Here is a 23,403-nt window from a genome sequence, read left to right on the forward strand (position 1 = left end):
GCCGTGTCGCGGTATCCATAGGCCATCCGCCGATCGGACCTGATCCACGGCTTGCTGTTGGGGCTATTGGCCGGTCTTACCCATGCCCTGTATTCGTGGACGGCACGCCGCCTCATGCAGCGGGGCATCGCTCCCCGGGCCGCCATGAGGGCCACCTTTGACCACCTTTGGGTTGGGTGGCCTGATCTGAAGCCTGTCCTCATGGTCGCCGAGGCCTTATGACTCCCAGACTTGCCAGCTGAGCCGAAACCAATCACTATTCGGCTCACAATGTGAGTCGAATGCCGTTGTCATTCGGCTCCTCCGCCTTCTTGGAGGCCTGGCATGACCGATCACGCCTCGACATGGATCTGGCAGCATCCTGACTGGCCGAACTTCACCTGGCACGCGGCCAAGATTCAGCCGCGGGTCCAGGCATGCTGGAGGGATCTCGGCATCTTGCTGGGACGCTCGTGGGCTCTGACATCCGCGGATGACCAGGACGCTGAGGCAAGAGCCGCCCTGGATACGCTACTGCAGAGCATCGTTACCTCTTCGGCCATCGAGGGAGAGCGTCTGAACGTGGCCTCAGTTCGCTCTTCCTTGGCCCGACGCCTTGGTGTGGAGGAGCCGGAGGGGGCTACCTCACCACGTGCTGAAGGCCTGGCGGAGTTGATGCTGGATGCCACCTTCAAGCCTGACACGCCGCTGGACACCACCAGGCTGTTTCAGTGGCATCGGTGGTTGTTCCCTGATGCTGACGCGGGGCTTACGACGTTAAGGCCCGGGCAGTGGCGCGGAGTGGAGCCCATGCAGGTGGTCTCGGGTCGCCTCGATCGACCCAAGGTGCATTTCGAAGCGCCGCCGCGAGAGGGGTTGGAACATGAGGTTGATCAGTTCCTCACTTGGTTCGCGTCCAGCCGTCATGACCCCGAGTTGGATCCCCTGGTTCGAGCGGGCCTGGCACACTTCTGGTTTGTAACACTGCATCCATTTGAAGACGGCAATGGTCGAATTGCCCGGGCTATCGCTGATCGCGCCTTGGCGCAGGCGGATCAGCAGAGTATCCGCCTGTATGCCATGTCGGCTGCCATCCTGGAGCGCCGCGCTGACTATTATCGGCGCCTGGAAGCGAACCAGTGTGGCACGCCTGACCTGACGGCCTGGCTTGTCTGGTTCCTGGAGACGCTGGATGCCACCTTGTTGGATGTCCTGGGGAAGGTCGATAGGACGTTGGCCAAGGCCCGTTTCTGGCAGCACTTCAGGGCAGCCGGCCTGTTGCCTGAGCAGGTGAAGGTGTTGAACCGCCTGCTGGATGGCGGTGAGAGAGGCTTCGAACACGGCATCAGTGCGTCGCAGTACCAGAAAGTCGCCAAGGTCAGTAAGGCAACTGCCACCCGTCATCTCGCTGGGCTGGTCGAGAAGGGTTGCTTGGTGAAGCTTCCAGGAGGTGGCCGCAGCACGCGCTATCAGGTACCGGAACGGTTTCATCAGGACAGCGGGGAGTAGGTGTCCGCCGTGATGACACGTGGAGAAGGAGTGCCGAGCCATACTGCTGAGCCCCGCGGTTGCGGGTAACGGTAGGACGGGGTGCCGCCCTCTCGACCTCGGTAAGGCTCGTTGTCGACAGCTAGCTTGGCCTTTCCCCAATAGCGATAGTAACTCGTTGAGACCGCCACATTTTTTTCTTCGGCTCCGCTCAAGCGCACCACTGGTGACCCTGAGTTCAAGCACCAGCCGGTGTAAGCGTCACCTGGATGAAAGTTGCAGGAGTAAAGACGGTTCCCTCAAGCTAAATAAATTGCCTGAAGTGCGCATCATTGCCCGATCTGATATCGACCTTGGTTGAGTCATCAGGAGATGTCTTGCAAGAGATATCGGCGATGACGTACTGATCGGTGAGACGTTGTTTTTTCTGCCACCGCCACTTTCACGAAGTTGGCGGTTTTTTGTTGCTTTTTCCGTTAGTTACTTATTCAAGTGACTCACTATGTGGCGGATTGGTTGACTATTTGACCGTGTATGGGGCCTTGCCTTGAATGGGATGAATCAAGGAGGCGCCATGGATGAACTGATTCCCCCAAAAGACCGCTCCGGCACCCAGACCCTGAGTCGAGGGCTCGAAGTGCTGCAGTGCGTCGGGCGTGGTATTTCCACGATCAAGGCGCTGTCCCAGGCGATGCAGCTTCCTCGCAGTACGGTGGCCCGTTCCCTGTCCTGCCTGGTCCGAGACGGCTACCTGCACAAGGTGCCCTACAAGGGCTACTACCTCGGGGCGAAGTTGATCGAGCTGGGCGAACGGGCGGCAGAGCAGCAGCCCCTGGTCGATATTGCCAGGCCGTACCTGGAGGCGCTGGCCGAACAGACGCGGGATACCGTGCACTTCGGGGTGCTCGACGGTGGCGATGTGCTCTACCTGTGCAAGTTGCCGGGCAAGCGGACTCTTGAGATGCGCTCGCGCACCGGAGGGCGCATGCCGGCGCTGGCCACTGCCCTGGGCAAGGCAATGCTGGCATCGAAGGATCCCTCCAGCTGGCCCGCCTACTATGCCGCCGTGCAGCGGGTAGCCAGGCCTCGCGAGGATGCTCCTGCACTCAAGTCATTCGCGGAGGTCCGTCACGATCTGAAGGAAGCCGACGTGCGCGGCTGGAGCTTCGACTGGGAAGAAAACGAGTACGGCATCCGCTGTGTCTCGGCACCGGTCAAGAATCATGTCGATAACGCCGTGGCCGCCGTCAGTGTCACCAGTGTCATCAGCTTTATGCCGAGAGACCGCATGGCAGCCTTGGGCCCCCAGGTCAAACGCACCGCCGACACCATCTCGCGGGCCCTTCGTGGTGAAAGTTAGCAAGCAGCATCGCGTCCATGCGCGGTCGCGCGTGGCGCTCTGTACCTGGCAGCCACCGCCCACACTGGAGCGTGAGATGGACGTATTGGTCGATACCGGCCCCTGCAGCGCCGGGGATGACATGAATGGACCACCGATGATGCTGGCATCAGCTGTCTCTGACGATGTCAGAGAGGCCGTTCCGCCTGCGGACAGTGGTTGCCTGGGATCTTGAAAAGGACACCTGCCATGAACATTGTCTTCTCCGATCTGGATCACGCCGATCATGACATCGAGCAGGACATCCTGGCTTCCGCCGGATTCGACGCACCGATGCTGGCCTGTCGCAGCGAGCAGGATCTGGTCGATCAGCTTACTGACGTGGACATCGCGCTCAACCAGTACGCCCCCTTCACCCGTCGGGTGCTCGAGGCACTGCCACGACTCAAGCTGATCGTGCGCTACGGTGTCGGCGTCAATAACGTGGACCTCGAGGCGGCTACCGACGCCGGGGTGCAGGTATGCAACGTACCTGACTACGGCATGAACGAGGTCTCCGACCATGCCCTGGCGCTGACGCTGGCGCTCACGCGCAAGCTGGTGCCGATGAACCTTGCCTGTCACCAGGGTCGCTGGGACTACGTCGAGGCCATTCCATTGCGGCGGCAGTCGACTCAGACGGTGGGTCTGATCGGCCTGGGGCGGATTGGTCGACTGTACGCTCGGAAAGTCAACGCCCTCGGTTTCCGCGTCATCGGCTACGACGCCTTCTACCGCCCCAGTGCCGAGGATGGCACCGACTATATCGAAGCCGTCGAACTTGATTCGCTCTACGGCCGGGCCGACGTGGTGGCGGTGTTCTGCCCGCTGACGGAGGATACCCGTCACCTGATCGACGCAGGGGCACTGGCCGCGATGAAGCCCGGGGGCTTTCTGGTCAACACCTCACGAGGCGGGATCATCGACGAGGTGGCACTGGCCGAGGCGCTCGCCTCCGGTCACGTCGCCGGGGCAGGACTCGACACCACCGAACGGGAGCCGCTGGAACCCGATAGCCCGTTGTGGGCCCAGCCACGCTGTCTGATCACACCGCACATGGCCTGGTATTCCGAGGACGCGGCTGCCGAGCTCAAGCGCAAGGTGGCCGAGGAGGCGGTGCGTTTTGCCAGAGGGGAGGCGGTGTACTGGGCCGTCAATCGGCTCGCGTGACGAACCCTCGAGAAGCGGATGCAGGATCGCTGTGACGACGGGCGCCTTGGTGCCCGTGCTCTTCAATGCCAACAACGCCAACAAAGGAAGACCTCATGTTAAGACTCTCCAGAATGAAGCTGTCCCTGATCGCCGCGGCACTGGCGATGACCCCGGCGCTGTCCCAGGCCGAAACGCTGCGCATGTCCAGCGTGACCTCGACCTCGGCCAAGGACGCCAGTGTCGAGTTCAAGCGCCTGGTCGAAGAGCGGACCGACGGCGAGCTCGAGATCACGCTGTTCCCGGATAACCAGCTAGGCGATGACAGGGTGGTGGTGGAAAGCACCATCTTCGGTGATATCGACATCGGTATCTCCTCGACCAGTCCGATGGCCACGCTGTTTGCGGACCTGTACGTGTTCGATGCTCCCTTCCTGTTCCTGTCGACGGAGGCCACCTACAGTGCCCTGGACGGTGAGGTCGGCGACAAGCTCCTCGAGTCGCTGGAAAGCAAGGGCCTCAAGGGGCTGGCGTTCTGGGAGAACGGTTTTCGCAACTTCACCGACAGCGGCAAGGTGGTGGCCGAGCCGGCAGATCTGGACGGCATGAAGGTGCGGACCATGGAGAATGAAGTCCATCTGGCGGCCTGGCGCGCCTACGGTGCGAATCCGACACCGATGGCCTTCACCGAGCTGTTTACCGCGCTGCAGCAGGGGACCGTGGACGCCCAGGAAAACCCGTTGGGCATCATCGACGGCAATCGCTTCCAGGAAGTGCAGGACCATGTGTCGCTGACCCAGCACGTCTATACGCCTTACCTGGTGTTCATGAACCTCGACAGATACAACGCCCTCGACGACTCCCTGCGTGAGGCGCTCGACGCCACCATCGATGAGATGACGACCTACCAGCGCGAGCGCTCCCAGCAGCTGGAAGGCGAGATCCTCGACAAGTTTGCCGATCAGGGGGTGACGGTGACCGAGATTACCCCGGAGCAGAAGGAACTGTGGCGTGATGCCGCCGTCGAGGCCGACATCTACTCGCTGGTCAAATCGAAGATGGAGCATCCCGAGTACCTCGACGAGCTGTTGAAGCCATGACCCGATGAGGCCAGAAGGCGCCCGCCGCACGCGGGCGCTTCGCTGTAGCCTTGCCGACTTCTGTCATCACCCCGCTGCCAGGGAGAGAGCGGATGAAACTTGTGAGATGGCTCGATGAGTACGCGGAGATCTCGATCTGCGTGGCGCTGATGTCCGCGATGACGCTATTGCTCGCGGTGCAGGTGTTCATGCGATACATCATGGGCGCGTCGCTGTCCTGGTCCGAAGAGCTCGCGCGCTACTTCTTTATCTGGTTGATTTATCTTGGGATCAGCTACGGCGCCCGGGAAATGCGGCATATCAAGATCGACGCGGCACTCAAGCTGTTCCCGCGCTCGGCGCGTCACTGGGTGGTCATCCTGGGGGACCTGCTGTTTCTGGCCTTCGCGCTTTATGTGGTCTGGACCAGCTGGGCGGTCATAGAGCGCCAGCTGATGCTCGGCCAGGCCTCCCCGGCTATCGGTGTTCCCATGTGGGTGGTCTACGCGGCGCCTTTCGTCGGCTTTGCGCTGACCACCCTGCGCCAGGTGCAGAGCATTCGCTGGCGGCTTGCGCATCCCGACGCCGTACACGACAAGGAGGTGTGAGATGACCGCGACGGTATTGTTCTTGAGCCTGGTCGTGTTGTTGATCCTGAACGTCCCTGTGGGCATCGCCATCGGTCTGTCCTGTGTGGTGACCATCCTGTCCTTCGGCACCCTGTCAGAGCTCTATGTGGCCCAGACTCTGGTGTCGGCCACCGACAGCTTTCCGATCATGGCCATACCGCTATTTATTCTGGCCGGCGACCTGATGGGGGCCGGCGGCGTGTCGCGGCGGATTCTCGGGGTGGCCTCCGCCTTCTTTGGTCGCTTCACCGGGGGTCTTGCCATCGTCACCGTGGTGGTGTGCATGTTCTTTGCCGCGGTATCGGGCTCGGGCCCGGCCACGGTCGCAGCGGTGGGGTCCATGGTGGTGCCGACCATGCTCGAGGCCGGCTATTCGAAGTCCTTCGTGCTGGCGCTGGTGGCGGCGGCCGGGAGTATCGGCGTGATCATTCCGCCTTCGATCCCGATGGTGCTGTACGGGGTCTCCACCGGCACCTCTATCTCCAACATGTTCCTCGGCGGTGTCCTGCCGGGGCTGTTGATTGGTCTGGTGCTGATCACCTACGCCTACTTCTATTCCCGCAAGATGGGCTGGAAGGGCGATGATACCCCCTTCGATGGGCGCAAGACCCTGTGCCTGGTATGGGAGGCCAAGTGGGCGCTGCTCAATCCGGTAATCATCCTGGGGGGCATCTATGCGGGCATCTTCACTCCCACCGAGGCGGCGGCAGTGGCGGCGGTGTACGCCTTTGTCTGTGGGGTGTTCATCCATCGCGAGCTGTCGCCCCGGGATATCTTCAAGACCATCGCAGGGTCCTGCGCCACCACCGGCACGGTGATGGTGATCCTGGGCTGCGCCTCGACTTTCGCCCGCATCCTGACCATCGAGCAGATCCCGGTGGCGATCGCCGACTTCATGCTGCAGTTCTCGTCGAGCCCTGCGGTGTTGCTGCTGGTCATCCTGGTAATGCTGCTGCTGGTGGGCTGCGTCATGGATACCACACCGGCGATTCTGGTGCTGTCACCGATTCTCTATCCGGTGGCGACCTCCATGGGTATCGATCCAGTGCACTTCGGCATCGTCATGGTGGTCAGCCTGGCCATCGGCTTCATCACGCCGCCGCTGGGGATCAACCTGTTCGTGGCCTCGCGCATCGGCAATGCCTCGCTTGGCACCGTGATCAAGGGCATCGTGCCCTTCGTGATCGTGATGATCCTGACCTTGCTGGTGATCGCCTACGTACCGCAGCTGTCGCTGGTATTGCTGTCGGTGTTCAATTGAGCGTGGCATCGTAAGTCGCACACGCTGTCCATCAACGCCTTTATCGCCCCCGTCTTCCGCTGCCGGCCAGGCCTCGGGAGACAGGGGCGATGCGCATGCCAAGGGGCAGCGGATGGCTGGCATATCGGGCGCTCCGGCCCTTGCCCAAGGTCTAGCGGTTGCCGCTGAGTTCGCCGTCTATGCTTCTCCTGTCGGTTCAGTGACCGCCAATGACAAGGAGATGCTCATGCTCGCCTCGTGCAGAACCGCCCTCGTTTTCACTACGTTCGCCACTATGCTTGCCCCGATGTCGCTTCTGGCTCAAACCGTCATGCAGGAGCACCGCATCAAGAGCTCTGTGGACGATGCCATCGAGCTCTATGTCAGGGAGCGTCTGCCTGATGGAGTGTCGCCCGCCGACATGTCCGAGGCGGTGCTGTTTGTTCACGGTGCCACCTATCCCGGCATTTCCTTCGACACCGACCTGGCAGACGGCAAGAGCTGGATGGATCACACCGCGGAGGCAGGCTTTGCCACCTACTACCTTGATCAGCGGGGGTATGGCAATTCGACTCGGCCGGAGGTGATGGCGCAGCCCTCTGAAGACAACGCACCTTTCGCGCGGGCAGAGACGGTCATCGACGATATGGAGGGTGTCATCGATTTCATTCGCGAGCGCACTGGAGTCGACAGGGTCAATCTGGTGGGCTGGTCCTGGGGTACCGTCACCAGTGGCATGTACACGGCGCGTAACGATGAAAAGGTGGATCGCCTGGTGCTGTTCGCGCCGGTCTATAGCCATCGTAACCAGAACTGGACCAGCAGCCTGGCCGATGCGAATGATCCTGGCAAGTTGGCCGACGTGGGCGCCTACCGGACAGTGAATCGAGAGCAGGCAGACCAGCGTTGGGCCAACCAGATCCCGCCCGAGGCACTTGAACAGTGGCGTGATCGGGCGGTTTTCGACCGCTGGTTCGACGAGATGCTGGCTATGGAGCCCGCCGAGGATTCCGACGTCGTCAAGGCGCCTAACGGCGTTCTGGTTGATCTGTGGGAGATCTTCAATGCGCGACCGATCTATGAGGCTTCGCGCATCAGCGTACCGACGCTGGTTATTCGCGGCGATGACGACCCTACGGCGACCGACGCTGATGCCAGAGGGCTTTTCGCAGAGCTGGCAGCTGAGGAAAAGCGCTATGTGGTGATTGGAGAGGGATCGCACTTTCTTAATCTGGAAAAGCATGCCCCTCAGCTATTTGCCGAGACTTTACTGTTTCTCGACGGTGGTGAAGGGCAGCCTTGACGACGGCGTGGCCTGGACGGGCGACGGATTAGCGGTCCAGATAGTTGCGATAGATGCGCGCCATGCGCTTGCGGTCGCGGTAGCCCCTGAGTTGTTGCGTTTCCAGGTGGTGGGGGCGCGCCTGTCCGTTGTCGTCGAACACAAAGGAGCGGCTGGCCCCCATGATGCCGGGGGCGGAGCTGTAGATGTACAGCACCAGCAACTCGAGCACGTAGTCGCTGTCTTCACCCTCACACAGGGTGTTGTCTTCGTCCTCGATGTCGGCGGCGCGTGCCCGGCGCACCAGACTATCGATTTCGCCGGCATCCAGGTGGGCGTTGGATGGCAGTGGACCCTGCAGCGTCCCCCTGGCGATGGAGGTGGGGGTATCTCCGTTTTCGTCGGTTTCCACCTCCGACACGGTGCAGCGGCGTATTCCGCACTTCTCGTGCAGCCACACCTGGACGGTCTCGATATGGATGCCCTCGGCGCTCATGTTGCTGATCAGGCAGCGGCCCTGGGTGGACAAGCCCATCACCTGATTGATGACCACCTTGGGGCGCCGCTGGCGACGGAAGCCGGCGTAGAGCAACTGAGCGTAGAAGATCCAGACCGCCAAAGTGCCGAGGCTGGTCATGAATTGCAGAAAGGTACCGTGGCTGGAGATCCATTCCATGGGAGAGGTCCTTGTCGGTTAGGGGAGGGCGAGATCGAATCCATGATCTCCACGTATGACGCTGCCTTTATTGTGCAGCGTCGAGCATCTAGAAAGAGTGGGTCAGCGGTGACGGACTTGCAAGACGTGGGGAGGTGAAGGGGTGCGTGCAACGAAAAACGGCCACCGCTCTGATGAGCTAAGTGGCCGTCTTTACTAAATTCTTGGTCGGAGTAGCAGGATTCGAACCTACGACCTCTGCCTCCCGAAGGCAGCGCTCTACCAAGCTGAGCTATACTCCGATGTTTGAGGTGTGTCCCTCAACGGATGCGTAGTATACGGATCCTTGTGGATGATGCAACCCTCGCGAGCCCGAGTCAGCCACTTTTTTCCAGCTTCCCCGTCACTTGAGGGCACTTGCCCGGTGATTTTCAGGTCTTGCGTTCCACCGCCAGGCGGGCCAGTTCGGCCATGCTGTCGCGGTAGGGCGAGGGCGGCAGATGGTCGAGTTCGGCCAGGGCCTTGGCGGCCATCTCTTCGGCCTTCTGGCGGGTGTAGTCCAGCGCACCGGTGGACTTGACGATGGCCAGTACCTCGTCGAGGTGGTCGAGTCCGCCCTTGCGGATGGCGCGACGCACCAGGCGGGTCTGGTCGGGGGTGCCGGCGGCCATGGCCTGGATCAGCGGCAGGGTGGGCTTACCTTCGGCCAGGTCGTCGCCGACGTTCTTGCCCATGGCCTTGGCGTCACCTTCGTAGTCGAGCAGGTCGTCGACCAGCTGGAACGCCAGACCCAGGTAGCGTCCGTATAGCGCCAGCGCCTGTTCCTGGCGTTCGTCGGCGCCGGCCAGGATGGCGCCGCTGTGGGAGGCGGCCTCGAACAGCATCGCGGTCTTGCCGAGGATGGTGTCGAAGTAGGCGGCCTCGTCAGTGTCGGGATTGCCCACATTGGTCAGCTGCTGAACCTCGCCCTCGGCGATGGTGCAGGTGGCGGCGGACAGCACCTCCATGATGCGCATGGAGCCGACCTCGACCATCATCTGAAACGAGCGCGAATACAGAAAGTCGCCGACCAGCACCGAGGGCGCGTTGCCCCAGGCGTCATTGGCGGTGGCCTTGCCGCGACGCATGTGCGACTCGTCGACCACGTCGTCATGCAACAGCGTCGAGGTGTGCATGAACTCGATCAGCGTCGCCAGGGTGATGTGACGATCACCTTGATACTCCAGCGCGCGTGCCGCCAGCAGCACCAGCAGAGGGCGCAGACGCTTGCCGCCGCTTTCGATGATGTACTGGCCGATGGTCTCCACCAGCGGGATGCGCGAGGCGAGCTGGTCGAGGATGGTCTGGTTGACGGCGGCGAAGTCGTCGGCGACCACCGCGTGAATCGGCGAAGGAGCTGCTGATGGTGACGGGGTGGCGTTGACTGACATGAAGGCGGCTTCGACTGGAGGTGAGGGAGGCCGTGGGCCTTGGGTTGCCGGTCATGCTATGGGCCGCCCATGGGGGCGTCAAGACGATTAGCGCCCGGCGGCGGCCTCGCGCGGGGTTTTTTCCGGTCTCGCCACTTGACGCTGGTTGTCGGGTTGTGCCCACGCGAGGGTATCGCTATAATACGCGGCCCACTCATCCATGCTCCCTGTCAGATGGCTGCCAAAAGGGGCGCCACTCGAAGCAGGTCGATCAAGAGCCAACCCCGATGAGTTTCTGGAGAAACAGCATGTACGCAGTGATCAAGAGCGGTGGCAAGCAGTACCGCGTTCAGGAAGGCCAGACTCTCAAGCTCGAGAAACTGGAAATCCCCACCGGCGATACCGTCGAGTTCGACGAGGTTCTGCTGGTCGGCAACGATGACGACGTCACCGTTGGTGCCCCGCTGGTCGAGGGTGCCAAGGTCAGCGCCGAAATCGTCGCCCACGGCCGTGGCGAGAAGGTGACTATCATCAAGTTCCGTCGCCGCAAGCACAGCATGAAGCGTCAGGGCCACCGTCAGTGGTTCACCGAAGTTAAAATCACCGGAATTTCTGCCTAAATACGCCTCGCCCTCGGGCGAATGCGTAGCGGACTATTCCCTCAACGAGCGAGGACTTTGCAATGGCTCATAAGAAGGCAGCCGGCTCCACACGTAACGGTCGCGACAGTGAAAGCAAACGCCTTGGCGTCAAGCTGTTCGGTGGCCAGGCCGTGACCCCGGGTAACATCATCGTGCGTCAGCGTGGCACCCGTTTCCACGCCGGCACCGGTGTTGGCATCGGCAAGGACCACACCCTGTTCGCTCTGGACGAAGGCGTGGTCAAGTTCGAGACCAAGGGTCCGAAGAACCGTAAGTTCGTCAGCGTCGTCTCTGCCTGAGACCGCCCGAACGCCATGGGCCGCCGGCGAGCGTGACTCGCTTGCCGACAGGTCCCGGAAGGCCCCGCCAAGCGCGGGGCCTTCTTGTATCATGGTGGAAAGCATCCGCCAGGAGAGTGATAGATGCAGTTCGTCGACGAAGCCTCGATCATCGTGGAGGCAGGCAACGGAGGTAACGGTTGCCTGAGCTTCCGGCGCGAGAAGTACGTGCCCAAGGGCGGCCCGGATGGCGGCGATGGCGGCCATGGTGGCAGCGTCTACCTGATCGGTGACGATGCCCTCAATACGCTGATCGATTTCAAGTATCAGCGCTTCTACAAGGCGCAGAACGGCCAGCCCGGCCAGGGTCGCCAGATGAGCGGCCGCGCTGGCGAGGATCTCCACGTCAAGGTGCCCGTGGGTACTACGGTGATCGACGAGGATACCCTCGAGGTGATCGCCGACGTGACCGAGATCGGCCAGGTGGTGCAGGTGGCCCAGGGCGGTCGCCGTGGGCTCGGCAACATTCACTTCAAGTCCTCCACCAATCGGGCACCACGGCGTACCACGCCGGGCACCGAAGGTGAGCGGCGCAACCTGCGCCTGGAGATGAAGGTGATGGCCGATGTCGGTCTGCTGGGCCTGCCCAACGCCGGCAAGTCGACGCTGATCCGCTCGGTGTCGGCGGCCAAGCCCAAGGTGGCCAACTACCCCTTCACCACCCTGGTGCCGAACCTGGGAGTGGTGAAGCTCGGCATGCACGAGCACTTCGTCATGGCCGACGTGCCGGGGCTGATCGAGGGTGCCTCCGACGGTGCCGGCCTGGGGCTGCGCTTTCTCAAGCACCTGACGCGTACCCGCCTGCTGTTCCACGTAGTGGATGTGGCGCCGTTCGATGAGTCCGATCCGGTGGAAGCCGCCGAGGCGATCATCCATGAGTTGGGCGAGTTCTCGCCGACCCTGGCCGAGCGCCCGCGCTGGCTGGTGCTCAACAAGCTCGACCTGCTGCCCGAGGACGAGCGTGAGGCTGCCGCCGACGAGATCGTGCGTCGACTCGGCTGGGAAGGCCCGGTCTTTCGTATCTCGGCGATCTCCAACGTCGGCACCGAGGCACTGGTGCAGGCGGCCCATCGCTGGCTGACCGAGCAGCGCACCCTCGAGAACGAGGATGAAGAGGCCATGGAGCGCGAGCAGGAGATGCGCCGGCGCATGGAAGATGAGGCGGTGGCCAGGACAGAGGCGCGCCTGGGTCGTCGTCGCAAGCGTGACGAAGACGACGATGACGATCTCGATGACGACGACTACGACGTCGAGGTCGAATACGTTCAATAGCGGTCGTCAGGGGAGTCGACAGCCTCCCCGTTCGGCCAGAGCAGCGGGGCGAGAAAAGGATGCACAGCGGAGAGCGGGTCCCGGGGCGTGACGCCCTGTCCAGCGCGCGACGGGTGGTGGTGAAGATTGGCAGCGCCCTGTTGACCAACGACGGGCGTGGCCTCGATGACCCCGCCATCGGTGGCTGGGTGGATCAGATCGCCGCCCTGGCGAGTCGCGGCATCGAGGTGGTGCTGGTGTCTTCCGGGGCCGTGGCGGCAGGCATGGTGCGTCTCGGCTGGCGGGCTCGCCCGTCATCGGTGCGAGAGCTCCAGGCCGCTGCGGCGGTGGGGCAGAACGTGCTGACCGAAACCTACGAGAATCACTTCGGGCGCCATGGCCTGGTGACCGCGCAGATTCTGCTGACCCACGACGATCTGTCCAATCGCAAGCGTTACCTCAACGCGCGCTCGGCGCTGAGCACGCTGGTGGACCTCAAGGTGGTGCCGGTGATCAATGAAAACGACACCGTGGTCACCGACGAGATCCGCTTTGGCGACAACGATACCCTTGGCGCCCTGGTGGCCAACCTGCTCGAGGCCGATGCGCTGGTCATCCTGACCGATCAGGAGGGCTTGTTCGACGCCGACCCGCGCCACGACCCCAGCGCCCGGCTGATCGAGGAGGGGCGCGCCGACGATGCTCGTCTGGCGGCGGTGGCCGGCGGCGGCGGCGCCCTGGGGCGCGGTGGCATGACCACCAAGGTGCGCGCGGCGCGCCTGGCCGCGCGCAGCGGGGCGGTCACGGTGATCGCCAGCGGTCGCCAGCCCCGGGTACTGGAGCGGCTGGCCGATGGCGAGCGGCTGGGCACCCTGTTGACGCCGGACCGGGCCCCCATCGCTGCGCGCAAGCGCTGGCTCGCCGGCCAGCTGCAGGTGCGCGGTACCCTGACCCTGGACGCCGGCGCGGTACGGGTGCTGCGCGGCAGTGGCTCGTCGCTGTTGCCGGTGGGCGTAAAGGCCTCCTCGGGTGACTTCGCGCGCGGCGATATGGTGCTGTGCGTCGACGAGCAGGGCGAGCGGATCGCCAAGGGACTGGTCAACTACAACGCCGAGGACGCACGCAAGATTCTCGGCCAACCCAGCGGGCGCATCTGTGAGTTGCTCGGCTATATGGAAGCGCCGGAGCTGATTCACCGCGACAATCTTGTGGTGCTGGCTTGATCCAGGTCGGTATCAGGCGCCTTGTTGCCCCCGGCGCCTCTCTTTAGGGATATGGTTCCCGTCTTTTCTCCGTGCTCTTATGCGCCGCCGACAGCAGCCGCTGTCGGCGGCGCATGCGCGACATCTGTCCTGTCGCGTGAGCCTTGAAGCTGAAGCGTGCCCCGGTGCGTGGTCTCAGCGGTCTTTGGAGAAGAGGGAGCGTTGTCGATGAAGTCTATTCTGGTAACGGGTGCCGGTTCCGGCGTCGGCTTTGAGGTCGTCAAGCTGTTTTTGGAGAAGGGCTTCAAGGTCGGTGGCCTGGATATCAACGTCAAGGCGCTGAACGAGCTGCAGGCGCAAGGGCAGGCGAACCTGTTTGCCTACAAGTGCGATGTCTCCTGTCGTTCCGGTGTGCATGACGCCATCGAGCAGTTCGCCACCGTCTGCGGTGGAGTAATCGATGTCGTCCACTCCAATGCCGGGATTCAGGCGAGTGGCCTGTTCAAGGACGTCGAGCTCGAAAAGTACGAGATGATGAACCTGATCAATGCCATGGGCACGATCTACATCATCAAGGAGGCGCTGCCTTACGTGATGGCGTCCGAGGCAGGCGCCATCCTGCTGACGTCGTCGGCGTCGGCGATCACCGGGCTGCCGATGTTCAGCGTGTACGGTGCGACCAAGTCCTTCGTGACGTCGCTGGGCGAGTCGCTGAGTATCGAGCTGGAGTCCGATGGCATCTATGTAGGGATCATCGAACCCGGTCTGATCAATACACCGATGAACTCCAACAACCCTGACTCCATGGTGTGCACGGAGCAGGAGATTACTCTGGGCCCGAAGGAAGTGGCGGAGGCCGCCTACCAGGCGATCAGCACTCGCCGTCAGCTCTACTGGCACGTGGGCGAAGAGGCTCATGATCTGGCGGAGGCGATCCAGGGGCTGCGGCTGCAGGAGCGTCAGCGCTTCGTCAAGCAGATGATCCAGTCGAAGCTGAAGTGATTCGAGCGGTGATGGCGGCGGCGACGTCTGCGGTGACCTGAGACGCCCGTGGCGTCGTGACAAGTGGCGCGATGACCGTTGCGGTGGCCGCCGCTGGCCGGGCACAGGGTCGGTGGAGTGAGCCAGGCGCGCCAGGCCCTAAAAGGCTGGCGCGCAGTACCTTGACATGATAGGATGCGCCATCCTCTCAGACACGGCCCGTAACGATTGCCTCGCGACAGTGCTTGCGATGGCGGTCGGCCAGATGGCCAGGCCGACGGGGATTTTTTTATTTCCCTGTTGGATCAATACGTTATCAAGTCATCGTGCGACGGTGACGACAACTTTCTCCAAGGAGACAGTCAGTGGCTAACAGCAAGCAAGCCCGTAAGCGCGCCCGTCAGGCAGAATCTCGTCGTGTCCTGAAGGCAGGCCAGCGCAGCATGGTCCGCACTTACGTCAAGCGCGTGATCAAGGCGATCAACAGCGGTGACCACGCTCAGGCAATGGACGCCTTCAAGGCGGCGCAGCCGGTCATCGACCGCATCGCCGACAAGGACACCCTGTCCAAGAAGAAGGCCGCTCGCATCAAGAGCCGTCTGAACAAGCGCATCAAGGCGCTGGCTGCGTAAGCCGGTCCCGCGCTTTCGGCGTGACGCGGATGCGTCCGTGTCGCGCACGCGAAAAACCGGCTACGGCCGGTTTTTTTGTGCCTGCCAATTGATGACCCGCGGCGCCCCGGTGCCCCTTCGTCGCCCTTCTCCGGGCGATGGCGAGCCACAGGGCGGGGAATGTCAGTGGGACAAGAGGGCCGGACAAACGAGCCGGGAATTGAGCAGGGAACCCGCAAGCAAGGAATCAGTGACGTGACCGACGAGCGTCGACAGCAGGCCTCGGATGAGGACATTGATCAGGCCCTGGAGCAGGGAGCGGGCACCTCGGTGGGGGGCGCCAAGGCGCCCGTGCGTCGGGGCCTGATGCGCTCTGGGCTGGTGGTCAGCAGCATGACCATGCTGTCCCGGGTGCTGGGGCTGGTGCGCGACGTGGTGATCGCCACCCTGCTGGGTGCAGGACAGGGCGCCGACGCCTTCTTCGTGGCCTTCAAGATCCCGAACTTCATGCGTCGGCTGTTCGCCGAGGGCGCCTTCAATCAGGCCTTCGTGCCGGTGCTGTCGGAGTACTCGACCACCCGCACCCGCGAAGAGATACGCGAACTGCTCAATGCGGTGTGCGGTAGCCTGGCGGCGGTGCTGGCGCTGATTACCGCCCTGGCTATCGTCGCCGCGCCCTGGTTGACCTGGGTGTTTGCTCCTGGCTTTGCGCGAGATCCCGACAAGCTCGCGCTGACCACCGACATGCTTCGGCTGACGTTCCCGTATCTGCTGTTGATCTCGCTGACCGCCTTCGCCGGCAGCGTGCTCAATACCTGGAATCGCTTCGCGGTACCGGCCTTCACCCCGGTGCTGCTGAACCTGTCGCTGATCGGTGCGGCGCTGGTGCTGACGCCGATGATGAGCGAGCCGGCCATGGCGCTGGCCTGGGGCGTACTGATCGCCGGTGCCGCGCAACTGCTGTTTCAGGTGCCCTTTCTGGTGAGGCTCGGGCTGATGCCCCGGCCCTGGCCCAACTTCGCCCACGAGGGTGTGCGGCGCATCCTTCGACTGATGGCGCCGGCGTTGTTCGGAGTCTCGGTGTCGCAGATCAATCTGCTGCTGGACACCATCCTGGCCTCGCTGCTGGCGGCGGGCAGCGTGTCCTGGCTGTACTATTCCGACCGCCTGGTGGAGCTGCCACTGGGGGTGTTCGGCGTGGCCATCGGTACGGTGATACTGCCGGCGCTGTCGCGGCGCCACGCCGAGGCCTCCACCGAGCACTTCAGCCAGATGCTGGACTGGGCGCTGCGAGCGGTGCTGCTGCTGGGGCTTCCAGCGGCGCTGGCGCTGGCGCTGCTGGCCGAGCCGCTGTTGATCACGCTGTTCCACTACGGCGCCATGACCGACAACGATATCGTGATGGCGGCGATGAGCCTGCGTGCCTATGCCCTCGGCCTGGTCGCCTTCATGCTGATCAAGGTGCTGGCGCCGGGGTTCTTTGCCCGCCAGGACACCAAGACGCCGGTCAAGGTCGGTATCATCGCGATGGTCGCCAATATGGTGTTCAACCTGATCCTGATCTGGCCACTGGCCCACGCCGGGCTGGCGCTGGCCACCGCACTGTCGGCCTTCCTCAATGCCGGGATGCTGGCCTGGCTGCTGCGCCGGCAGGGTGTGCTGCGCTTCCAGCCCGGCTGGGGGCGCTTTGCCGTGCAGCTTGGAGGCGGCTGTGTGGCCATGGGCCTGGTGCTTGTGTTGCTGGCGCCGGAGTGGCACCAGTGGCTCGGCTGGGGGCTCACGCCTCGTGTGCTGTGGATGGCGGCGCTGGTGGCGGCCGGCGGACTTGCGTACTTCGCCTGGCTGGGGCTGACAGGAGTCAGAGTCCGCCAGTTCCGGCTCAAGGGTTAGGGCTGGGGTTTGTCAGAAAGCTGTCTGCCCACCCAGACGCCTTCAGACGGTGGGAAGACGCGGCGCCCCGCACTTCGCTATAATCGACTCCCTTTAGGTTCGGTGTGACCCGACTCATGGAAGTAATTCGAGGCCTGCACAATCTGCGCGAGGAGCACCGTGGCACGGTGGCGACCATCGGCAACTTCGATGGGGTGCACCTGGGCCATCGGGCGATCCTTGAGCAGTGCCACGCCGAGGCGGCGCGCAGCGGACTGCCGGTGACCGTGGTGGTGTTCGAACCCCAGCCGCGCGAGTACTTTGCCGGCGACCAGGCGCCACCGCGCCTGACGCGGTTGCGCGACAAGGTCGGCCTGCTCAAGGAGTGCGGCGTCGATCGGGTGCTGTGTCTGCCGTTCAATGAATCGCTGCGCCAGCTGACGGCGGCAGAATTCATCGAACGGGTGCTGCTGGAAGGGCTCGGCGTACGCCATCTGGTGGTGGGCGACGACTTCCGCTTCGGCTGCGATCGTCGCGGTGATTTCGCCCTGCTGACCGAAGCCGGCCGTAGCAGCGGCTTCAGCGTCGAACACACCCTGACCTTTCGCATCGACGATGACCGGGTGTCGAGCACACGGGTGCGCACCCTGCTGGCCTGTGGCAACTTCGAGGCGGCAGCGCGCCTGCTGGGCCGGCCTTACCGCGTCAGCGGCCGGGTGGTGCGTGACCAGCAGCGCGGGCGCACCATCGGTGTGCCCACCGCCAACCTGCCGCTGCTGCCGGGTCCGCTGGTGCTGCGCGGTGTCTATGCGGCGACGGTGGAGATCCACGACGGCAGCGATGGCGAGGCGTCCCAGCGTCATCCCGCGGTGGTCAATATCGGCTGGCGGCCCACGGTAGGGTCGCCGCGTCCGGTGCTGGAGGCGCATCTGCTGGACATGCAGGCGGACCTGTATGGCAAACGCCTGACGGTAGTGCCCTGCGCCAAGCTGCGCGGTGAAGAGACCTTCGCGGACTTCGCCGCGCTGAAGACCCAGATATATGCCGACATCGACCGGGCGCGAGCAGTCTTTGCCCGGGACCCTGACGGCCCACGACCCTATCCTCTGGCATCGGCGCCACGTGCGCGCGAGGCCGCAACCCAGGATTCCCCGGCGGGGCAGGCCCCCGCCGATCATGACGACGGCTGACCCCAGGACTATGAGCGACTACAAGCACACTCTGAATCTGCCAGAAACCGAATTCCCCATGCGCGGCATGCTCCCCAAGCGCGAGCCGGCGCGGGTCGAGCAGTGGCAGAAGCTGGACATTTACCAGCGCTTGCGCGAAGCACGCCAGGGCCAGGAGGTCTTCGTGCTGCACGATGGCCCTCCCTACGCCAACGGCAGCATTCACATCGGTCACGCCGTCAACAAGATCCTCAAGGACATCATCGTCAAGTCGAAGAACCTGGCCGGCTTCGATGCACCCTACGTGCCGGGCTGGGACTGTCACGGTCTGCCCATCGAGCACAAGGTGGAGACCACTCATGGCAAGCACCTGGAGCCTGAAAAGGCCCGGGCGCTGTGTCGCGAGTACGCCGACGAGCAGGTCAAGGGCCAGCTTCAGGACTTCGTGCGTCTGGGCGTGGTCGGCGACTGGGACAATCCCTACCGCTCCATGGAGTACGCCAACGAGGGCGGCGAGATCCGCGCCCTGGCCGACATGGTCAAGGGCGGCTACGTGTTCAAGGGACTCAAGCCGGTCAACTGGTGCTTCGACTGTGGTTCGGCCCTGGCCGAGGCCGAGGTCGAGTACGCCGACAAGAAGTCCGACGCCATCGATGTGGCCTTCACCTGCGCAGACGACGCCAAGCTGGCCGCCGCCTTCGGGCTGGACAGCCTGCCCAAGCCGGCGGCGGTGGTCATCTGGACCACCACCCCCTGGACCATCCCGGCCAACCAGGCGCTGAACGTCCATCCGGAGTTCAACTACGCCCTGGTCGACACCGGCGAGCGGCTGTTGCTGCTGGCCGAGGAACTGGTCGAGAGCTGCCTCGAGCGCTTCGGCCTGAGCGGTGAGGTCATCGCCACAGCGCGTGGCGAACGGCTGGAGCTGATCGAGTTCCATCATCCGCTGTATGAGCGTACCGCGCCGATGTATCTCGCCGACTACGTGACCAGCGACGAGGGCAGCACCGGCATCGTCCACTCGGCGCCGGTTCATGGCGTCGATGACTTTGACTCCTGCCGCCGCTACGGCATGGACTTCAGTGACTTCATCAGCGTGGTCAAGGGCGACGGCGTCTACGTCGACGACCTGCCGCTGTTCGGTGGCATGCTGATCTGGAAGGCCAATCCCAAGATCGTAGAGGCACTGTCCGAGGCCGGCGCGCTGATGGCTCACAAGACCATCACCCACAGCTACATGCACTGCTGGCGCCACAAGACCCCGGTGATCTACCGGGCCACCGCCCAGTGGTTCGTCGGCATGGACATCCCTGGCCATGACGGTCGCACCCTGCGCGAAAGCGCGCTCGAAGGGATCGAGGCGACCGAGTTCACCCCGGGCTGGGGCAAGGCGCGGCTGCACAGCATGATCGCCAACCGCCCGGACTGGTGCATCTCGCGTCAGCGCAACTGGGGCGTGCCGATCCCGTTCTTCCTGCATAAGGAAAGCGGCGAGCTGCACCCGCAGACCGTGGAACTGACCGAGAAGGTCGCCGACCTGGTCGACCGCGACGGCATCGACGCCTGGTTCCGCCTGGACCCGGCCGAGCTTCTGGGCGAAGAGGCCAGTCAGTACGACAAGGTCACCGATACCCTGGACGTGTGGTTCGACTCCGGCACCACCCACCGCCACGTGCTGCGCGGCTCGCATCCCCACGGCCACCAGAGCGGCCCGCGTGCCGATCTGTACCTGGAGGGCTCGGACCAGCACCGCGGCTGGTTCCACTCGTCGCTGCTGACCGGCTGCGCCATCGACGGTCACCCGCCGTACCGGGGCCTGTTGACCCACGGCTTCACCGTCGACGCCCAGGGCCGCAAGATGTCCAAGTCCATGGGCAATGTGGTGGCCCCGCAGGAGGTAATGGACAAGCTCGGCGCCGACATCCTGCGTCTGTGGGTGGCCTCCACCGACTATTCCGGCGAGATGGCGGTGTCCGACGAGATCCTCAAGCGCACCGCCGACGTTTACCGGCGTATCCGCAACACCGCGCGCTTCCTGCTGGCGAACCTGAACGGCTTCGACCCCGAGCGTGACGCCCTGGCCTTCGACGACATGCTGGCGCTGGACCAGTGGGTGGTGGACCGCGCCGCGCAGCTTCAGGCACGCATCGAGACGGCCTACGACGAGTACCGCTTCCTCGACGTCTACCAGCAGGTGCACGGCTTCTGCGCGCGGGAGCTGGGCGGCTTCTACCTGGACGTGATCAAGGATCGCCAGTACACCACCCAGTCCGACTCCCAGGCCCGTCGCAGCGCCCAGACCGCCCTCTATCACGTGGTCCAGGCGCTGGTGCGCTGGGTCGCGCCGATCCTGTCGTTCACCGCCGAGGAGATCTTCGAGAACATCCCCGGCGAGAAGGGCCTGGCCGAAGGCCGCAGCGTGCTGCTTGAGACCTACTACACAGGCCTGTCCACCCTCAGCGACGACGCCAGCATGGGCCGTGACTTCTGGGAGCGGGTGCTGACGGTCAAGCAGGCGGTCAACAAGTGCCTGGAAGACGCCCGCAACGCCAAGACCATCAAGGGCAGCCTGGCCGCCGAGGTGACCCTGCACGTCAGCGATGAACTTGACGAGTTGCTCTCGCGCCTGGGCGACGAGCTGCGCTTCGTGATGCTGACCAGTGAGGTCCACCTGGCGCCGCTCGACCAAGGAGTCGATGCCGCCGAGACCGACGTCGAAGGGCTCAAGGTGGCGGTGCGCGCCAGCGACAACGCCAAGTGCGAGCGCTGCTGGCACCATCGCCCCGAGGTGGGCTCGCTGCCCGAGCACCCGGACCTGTGTTCGCGCTGCGTCAGCAACCTGCCGGACGGTCCGGGTGAGGTGCGTCACTATGCCTGACGCCACGGATTCCACGACCAAGGAGGGTGACGGGCACATGAGTTCACAGGTGGAACCGATGCGCCAGCCGCTGCGCTGGTGGTGGCTGGCGCTGGCCTGGGTCGTGCTCGATCTGGGCACCAAGGCACTGATGAGCCAGACGCTGACCTACGCTACGCCGGTGGAGGTGCTGCCGTTCTTCAATCTGACGCTTTTGCACAATACCGGGGCGGCCTTCAGTTTCCTGGCCGATCACCCCGGTTGGCAGCGCTGGCTGTTCGCCGCCATCGCGGTGGCGGCCACCGTCGGCCTGACGATCTGGATGCGTCGCCTGCGGCGTGACGAAAAGCTGCTGGGAGCGTGTCTCGCGCTGATCATCGGCGGCGCCCTGGGCAACCTCTATGACCGCCTGGTGCACGGCTACGTGGTGGACTTTCTGTCCTTTCACGCGGCGGGCTGGTACTACCCGGCGTTCAACGTGGCGGATATCGGCATCACCCTAGGCGCCATCGGCCTGATCTGGGAGTCGATCTTCGGCGAGCGCCGCCGCGCCCGGCGCGGCTAATTATCTGTTGCCGGCAGCGACGTATCGGTCCCTGCCGGTCCGTCACTCTTTCGGAGATCCCAATGAGCGACTACCGTATCGACGAGGGCATGGAAGTCACCCTTCACTTCACCCTCAAGCTGGAAGATGGCACCGTGGTGGACTCCACCCGGGACAAGGCCCCGGCGACCTTTCAACTGGGCGATGGCAACCTGCCGCCCGGGTTCGAGCAGCCGTTGAAGGGTATGACCGACGGCGACAGCGGCAGCTTCGAGGTCAGTCCCGAGCACGCCTTCGGTCAGCACAACCCGCAGAACATCCAGCGCATGAAACGTGAGGTGTTCAACGGCGACGAGCCGGAGGTCGGCACCGTGATGTCCTTTGCCGACGCCAACGGCGACGAATTGCCCGGGGTGGTCACCGAGATCGACGGCGACATGGTGGAGGTGGACTTCAATCATCCGCTGGCCGGGCGCACCCTGACCTTTGAGGTCGAGGTGCTGGGCGTCAAGCCCGCCACCACCCACTAGGCGATTCACGTCCCCGGTGTGCCGGTAAGGCGCAGTACGTGACAACCACGCAATGACCACGCGAATCATCCGCTCAACCAGGTGCCAAGACGGCACCGAGGCAAGGCAAACCATGCAAATCAAGCTGGCCAACCCGCGCGGCTTCTGCGCCGGCGTCGACCGGGCCATCGACATCGTCAACAGCGCGCTGGACGTGTTCGGGCCGCCCATTTACGTGCGTCACGAGGTGGTCCACAACCGCTTCGTGGTGGATAGCCTGCGCGAGCGTGGGGCGATCTTCGTCGAGGAACTCCACGAGGTTCCCGATGACGTCATCGTGATCTTCTCTGCCCACGGGGTGTCCCGGGCGGTGCAGGAGGAGGCCGAGCGGCGTGGGCTAAAGGTCTTCGACGCCACCTGCCCGCTGGTGACCAAGGTGCATATGGAAGTGCTGCGCTACGCTCGCCGTGGCCAGGAGTGCATCCTGATCGGGCATGAAGGGCATCCCGAGGTCGAAGGCACCATGGGGCGTTACGACACCTCTCACGGTGGCCAGATCTACCTGGTCGAGGACGAAAAGGACGTGGCCCGTCTGGAGGTCAAGGACCCCAGTCGGCTGGCTTTTGTCACCCAGACGACCCTGTCCATGGACGATACCGCTCGGGTGATCGAGGCCCTGCGCGCCACCTTCCCCGACATCCAGGGACCGCGCAAGGACGATATCTGCTACGCCACCCAGAACCGCCAGGACGCGGTGCGCGAACTGGCGGCGGGCTCCGACCTGGTACTGGTGGTGGGAAGCCCCAACAGCTCCAACTCCAATCGCCTGCGCGAGCTGTCCGAGCGAGTGGGCACCCCGGCCTACCTGATCGACAGTGCCGAGCAGATCGATCCGGCTTGGCTTGCGAATATCGGCGCGGTCGGCGTGACCGCCGGGGCCAGCGCCCCGGAGGTACTGGTCAAGGGGGTCATCGACCGCCTGACCGAGCTGGGCGCCGAGGCCCCTGAGGAACTGGCCGGCCGAGAGGAAACCATCACCTTCTCGATGCCGCGTGAACTGCGCGAGCGGGTCATCGTCAGCGACTGATGCCACCAGAGGATTGCCGTGAAGGCATTCCACCGTTCGTTTTTCCAGTGCAGCAT

General features: G+C 63.8%; 21 protein-coding genes and 1 tRNA gene. 19 read left to right on the plus strand and 3 right to left on the minus strand.

What is annotated here, in order from left to right:
- Positions 1–324: 324 nt before the first annotated feature.
- The 7 genes from C6W88_RS18350 to C6W88_RS18380 all read left to right on the plus strand — a co-directional run bounded on the left by C6W88_RS18350 (position 325) and on the right by C6W88_RS18380 (position 8,245).
- Entirely contained in the window at positions 325–1,488 is a 1,164-nt protein-coding gene (locus tag C6W88_RS18350; protein ID WP_108133513.1) for a Fic family protein, read from the plus strand.
- A gap of 553 nt (positions 1,489–2,041) precedes the next feature.
- A complete protein-coding gene (locus C6W88_RS18355) occupies positions 2,042–2,827 on the plus strand; it encodes an IclR family transcriptional regulator (protein ID WP_197037148.1) in 786 nt (261 codons plus the stop codon).
- A 228-nt stretch (positions 2,828–3,055) separates the two neighbouring features.
- Positions 3,056–4,015, plus strand: a complete 960-nt coding sequence (locus C6W88_RS18360; protein WP_108133515.1) for a C-terminal binding protein — start codon at positions 3,056–3,058, stop codon at positions 4,013–4,015.
- A gap of 95 nt (positions 4,016–4,110) precedes the next feature.
- The gene (locus C6W88_RS18365; RefSeq protein ID WP_181248666.1) at positions 4,111–5,094 is read left to right on the plus strand and encodes a DctP family TRAP transporter solute-binding subunit; all 984 of its coding nucleotides are present in this window, start codon (positions 4,111–4,113) and stop codon (positions 5,092–5,094) included.
- Between the two features lie 92 nt (positions 5,095–5,186).
- Positions 5,187–5,681 carry a TRAP transporter small permease gene (locus C6W88_RS18370; protein ID WP_045993609.1) on the plus strand — a complete coding sequence of 165 codons (495 nt, stop codon included), beginning with the start codon at positions 5,187–5,189 and terminating at the stop codon, positions 5,679–5,681.
- Between the two features lies 1 nt (position 5,682).
- Entirely contained in the window at positions 5,683–6,963 is a 1,281-nt protein-coding gene (locus C6W88_RS18375) for a TRAP transporter large permease (protein ID WP_108133517.1), read from the plus strand.
- Between the two features lie 112 nt (positions 6,964–7,075).
- Entirely contained in the window at positions 7,076–8,245 is a 1,170-nt protein-coding gene (locus C6W88_RS18380) for an alpha/beta hydrolase (protein ID WP_108133518.1), read from the plus strand.
- Positions 8,246–8,273: 28 nt separating this feature from the next.
- Here C6W88_RS18380 and C6W88_RS18385 read toward each other — a convergent pair whose 3' ends face one another.
- The 3 genes from C6W88_RS18385 to ispB form a co-directional block, all read right to left on the minus strand.
- On the minus strand, positions 8,274–8,900 hold the full coding sequence (locus tag C6W88_RS18385; protein ID WP_108133519.1) for a hypothetical protein: 627 nt from the start codon (positions 8,898–8,900) through the stop codon (positions 8,274–8,276).
- A 204-nt stretch (positions 8,901–9,104) separates the two neighbouring features.
- A tRNA-Pro gene (locus C6W88_RS18390) sits at positions 9,105–9,181 on the minus strand.
- A gap of 129 nt (positions 9,182–9,310) precedes the next feature.
- On the minus strand, positions 9,311–10,309 hold the full coding sequence (ispB, locus tag C6W88_RS18395; protein WP_045994438.1) for an octaprenyl diphosphate synthase: 999 nt from the start codon (positions 10,307–10,309) through the stop codon (positions 9,311–9,313).
- Between the two features lie 287 nt (positions 10,310–10,596).
- Here ispB and rplU point away from each other — a divergent pair, with 287 nt between their 5' ends.
- The 12 genes from rplU (at position 10,597) to ispH (ending at position 23,347) form a co-directional block, all read left to right on the plus strand.
- The gene (gene rplU, locus C6W88_RS18400; protein ID WP_045994439.1) at positions 10,597–10,908 is read left to right on the plus strand and encodes a 50S ribosomal protein L21; all 312 of its coding nucleotides are present in this window, start codon (positions 10,597–10,599) and stop codon (positions 10,906–10,908) included.
- Between the two features lie 62 nt (positions 10,909–10,970).
- On the plus strand, positions 10,971–11,228 hold the full coding sequence (rpmA, locus tag C6W88_RS18405) for a 50S ribosomal protein L27 (RefSeq protein ID WP_045994440.1): 258 nt from the start codon (positions 10,971–10,973) through the stop codon (positions 11,226–11,228).
- A 123-nt stretch (positions 11,229–11,351) separates the two neighbouring features.
- Positions 11,352–12,539, plus strand: a complete 1,188-nt coding sequence (cgtA, locus tag C6W88_RS18410) for an Obg family GTPase CgtA (protein WP_108133520.1) — start codon at positions 11,352–11,354, stop codon at positions 12,537–12,539.
- A gap of 59 nt (positions 12,540–12,598) precedes the next feature.
- Positions 12,599–13,741, plus strand: coding sequence for a glutamate 5-kinase (gene proB / locus C6W88_RS18415; protein ID WP_108133521.1), 1,143 nt, complete (start codon positions 12,599–12,601; stop codon positions 13,739–13,741).
- Positions 13,742–13,948: 207 nt separating this feature from the next.
- Positions 13,949–14,722 carry an SDR family NAD(P)-dependent oxidoreductase gene (locus C6W88_RS18420; protein ID WP_108133522.1) on the plus strand — a complete coding sequence of 258 codons (774 nt, stop codon included), beginning with the start codon at positions 13,949–13,951 and terminating at the stop codon, positions 14,720–14,722.
- Positions 14,723–15,066: 344 nt separating this feature from the next.
- Positions 15,067–15,333, plus strand: coding sequence for a 30S ribosomal protein S20 (gene rpsT / locus C6W88_RS18425; protein WP_045994444.1), 267 nt, complete (start codon positions 15,067–15,069; stop codon positions 15,331–15,333).
- A gap of 345 nt (positions 15,334–15,678) precedes the next feature.
- Positions 15,679–17,202, plus strand: a complete 1,524-nt coding sequence (gene murJ, locus C6W88_RS18430; RefSeq protein WP_108133558.1) for a murein biosynthesis integral membrane protein MurJ — start codon at positions 15,679–15,681, stop codon at positions 17,200–17,202.
- 116 nt (positions 17,203–17,318) lie between these two features.
- Positions 17,319–18,371, plus strand: a complete 1,053-nt coding sequence (gene ribF / locus C6W88_RS18435) for a bifunctional riboflavin kinase/FAD synthetase (RefSeq protein WP_108133523.1) — start codon at positions 17,319–17,321, stop codon at positions 18,369–18,371.
- Positions 18,372–18,381: 10 nt separating this feature from the next.
- Positions 18,382–21,228, plus strand: coding sequence for an isoleucine--tRNA ligase (gene ileS / locus C6W88_RS18440; RefSeq protein WP_181248665.1), 2,847 nt, complete (start codon positions 18,382–18,384; stop codon positions 21,226–21,228).
- A gap of 37 nt (positions 21,229–21,265) precedes the next feature.
- Positions 21,266–21,772: a signal peptidase II gene (lspA, locus tag C6W88_RS18445; RefSeq protein ID WP_231498700.1), complete on the plus strand. Its 507-nt coding sequence runs from the start codon at positions 21,266–21,268 to the stop codon at positions 21,770–21,772.
- Positions 21,773–21,834: 62 nt separating this feature from the next.
- A complete protein-coding gene (gene fkpB, locus C6W88_RS18450) occupies positions 21,835–22,281 on the plus strand; it encodes an FKBP-type peptidyl-prolyl cis-trans isomerase (RefSeq protein ID WP_045994447.1) in 447 nt (148 codons plus the stop codon).
- 112 nt (positions 22,282–22,393) lie between these two features.
- On the plus strand, positions 22,394–23,347 hold the full coding sequence (gene ispH, locus C6W88_RS18455) for a 4-hydroxy-3-methylbut-2-enyl diphosphate reductase (RefSeq protein ID WP_181248664.1): 954 nt from the start codon (positions 22,394–22,396) through the stop codon (positions 23,345–23,347).
- Positions 23,348–23,403: the final 56 nt, after the last annotated feature.

Origin of the sequence: Halomonas litopenaei, assembly GCF_003045775.1 — a bacterium.
Lineage (GTDB): Bacteria > Pseudomonadota > Gammaproteobacteria > Pseudomonadales > Halomonadaceae > Halomonas > Halomonas litopenaei.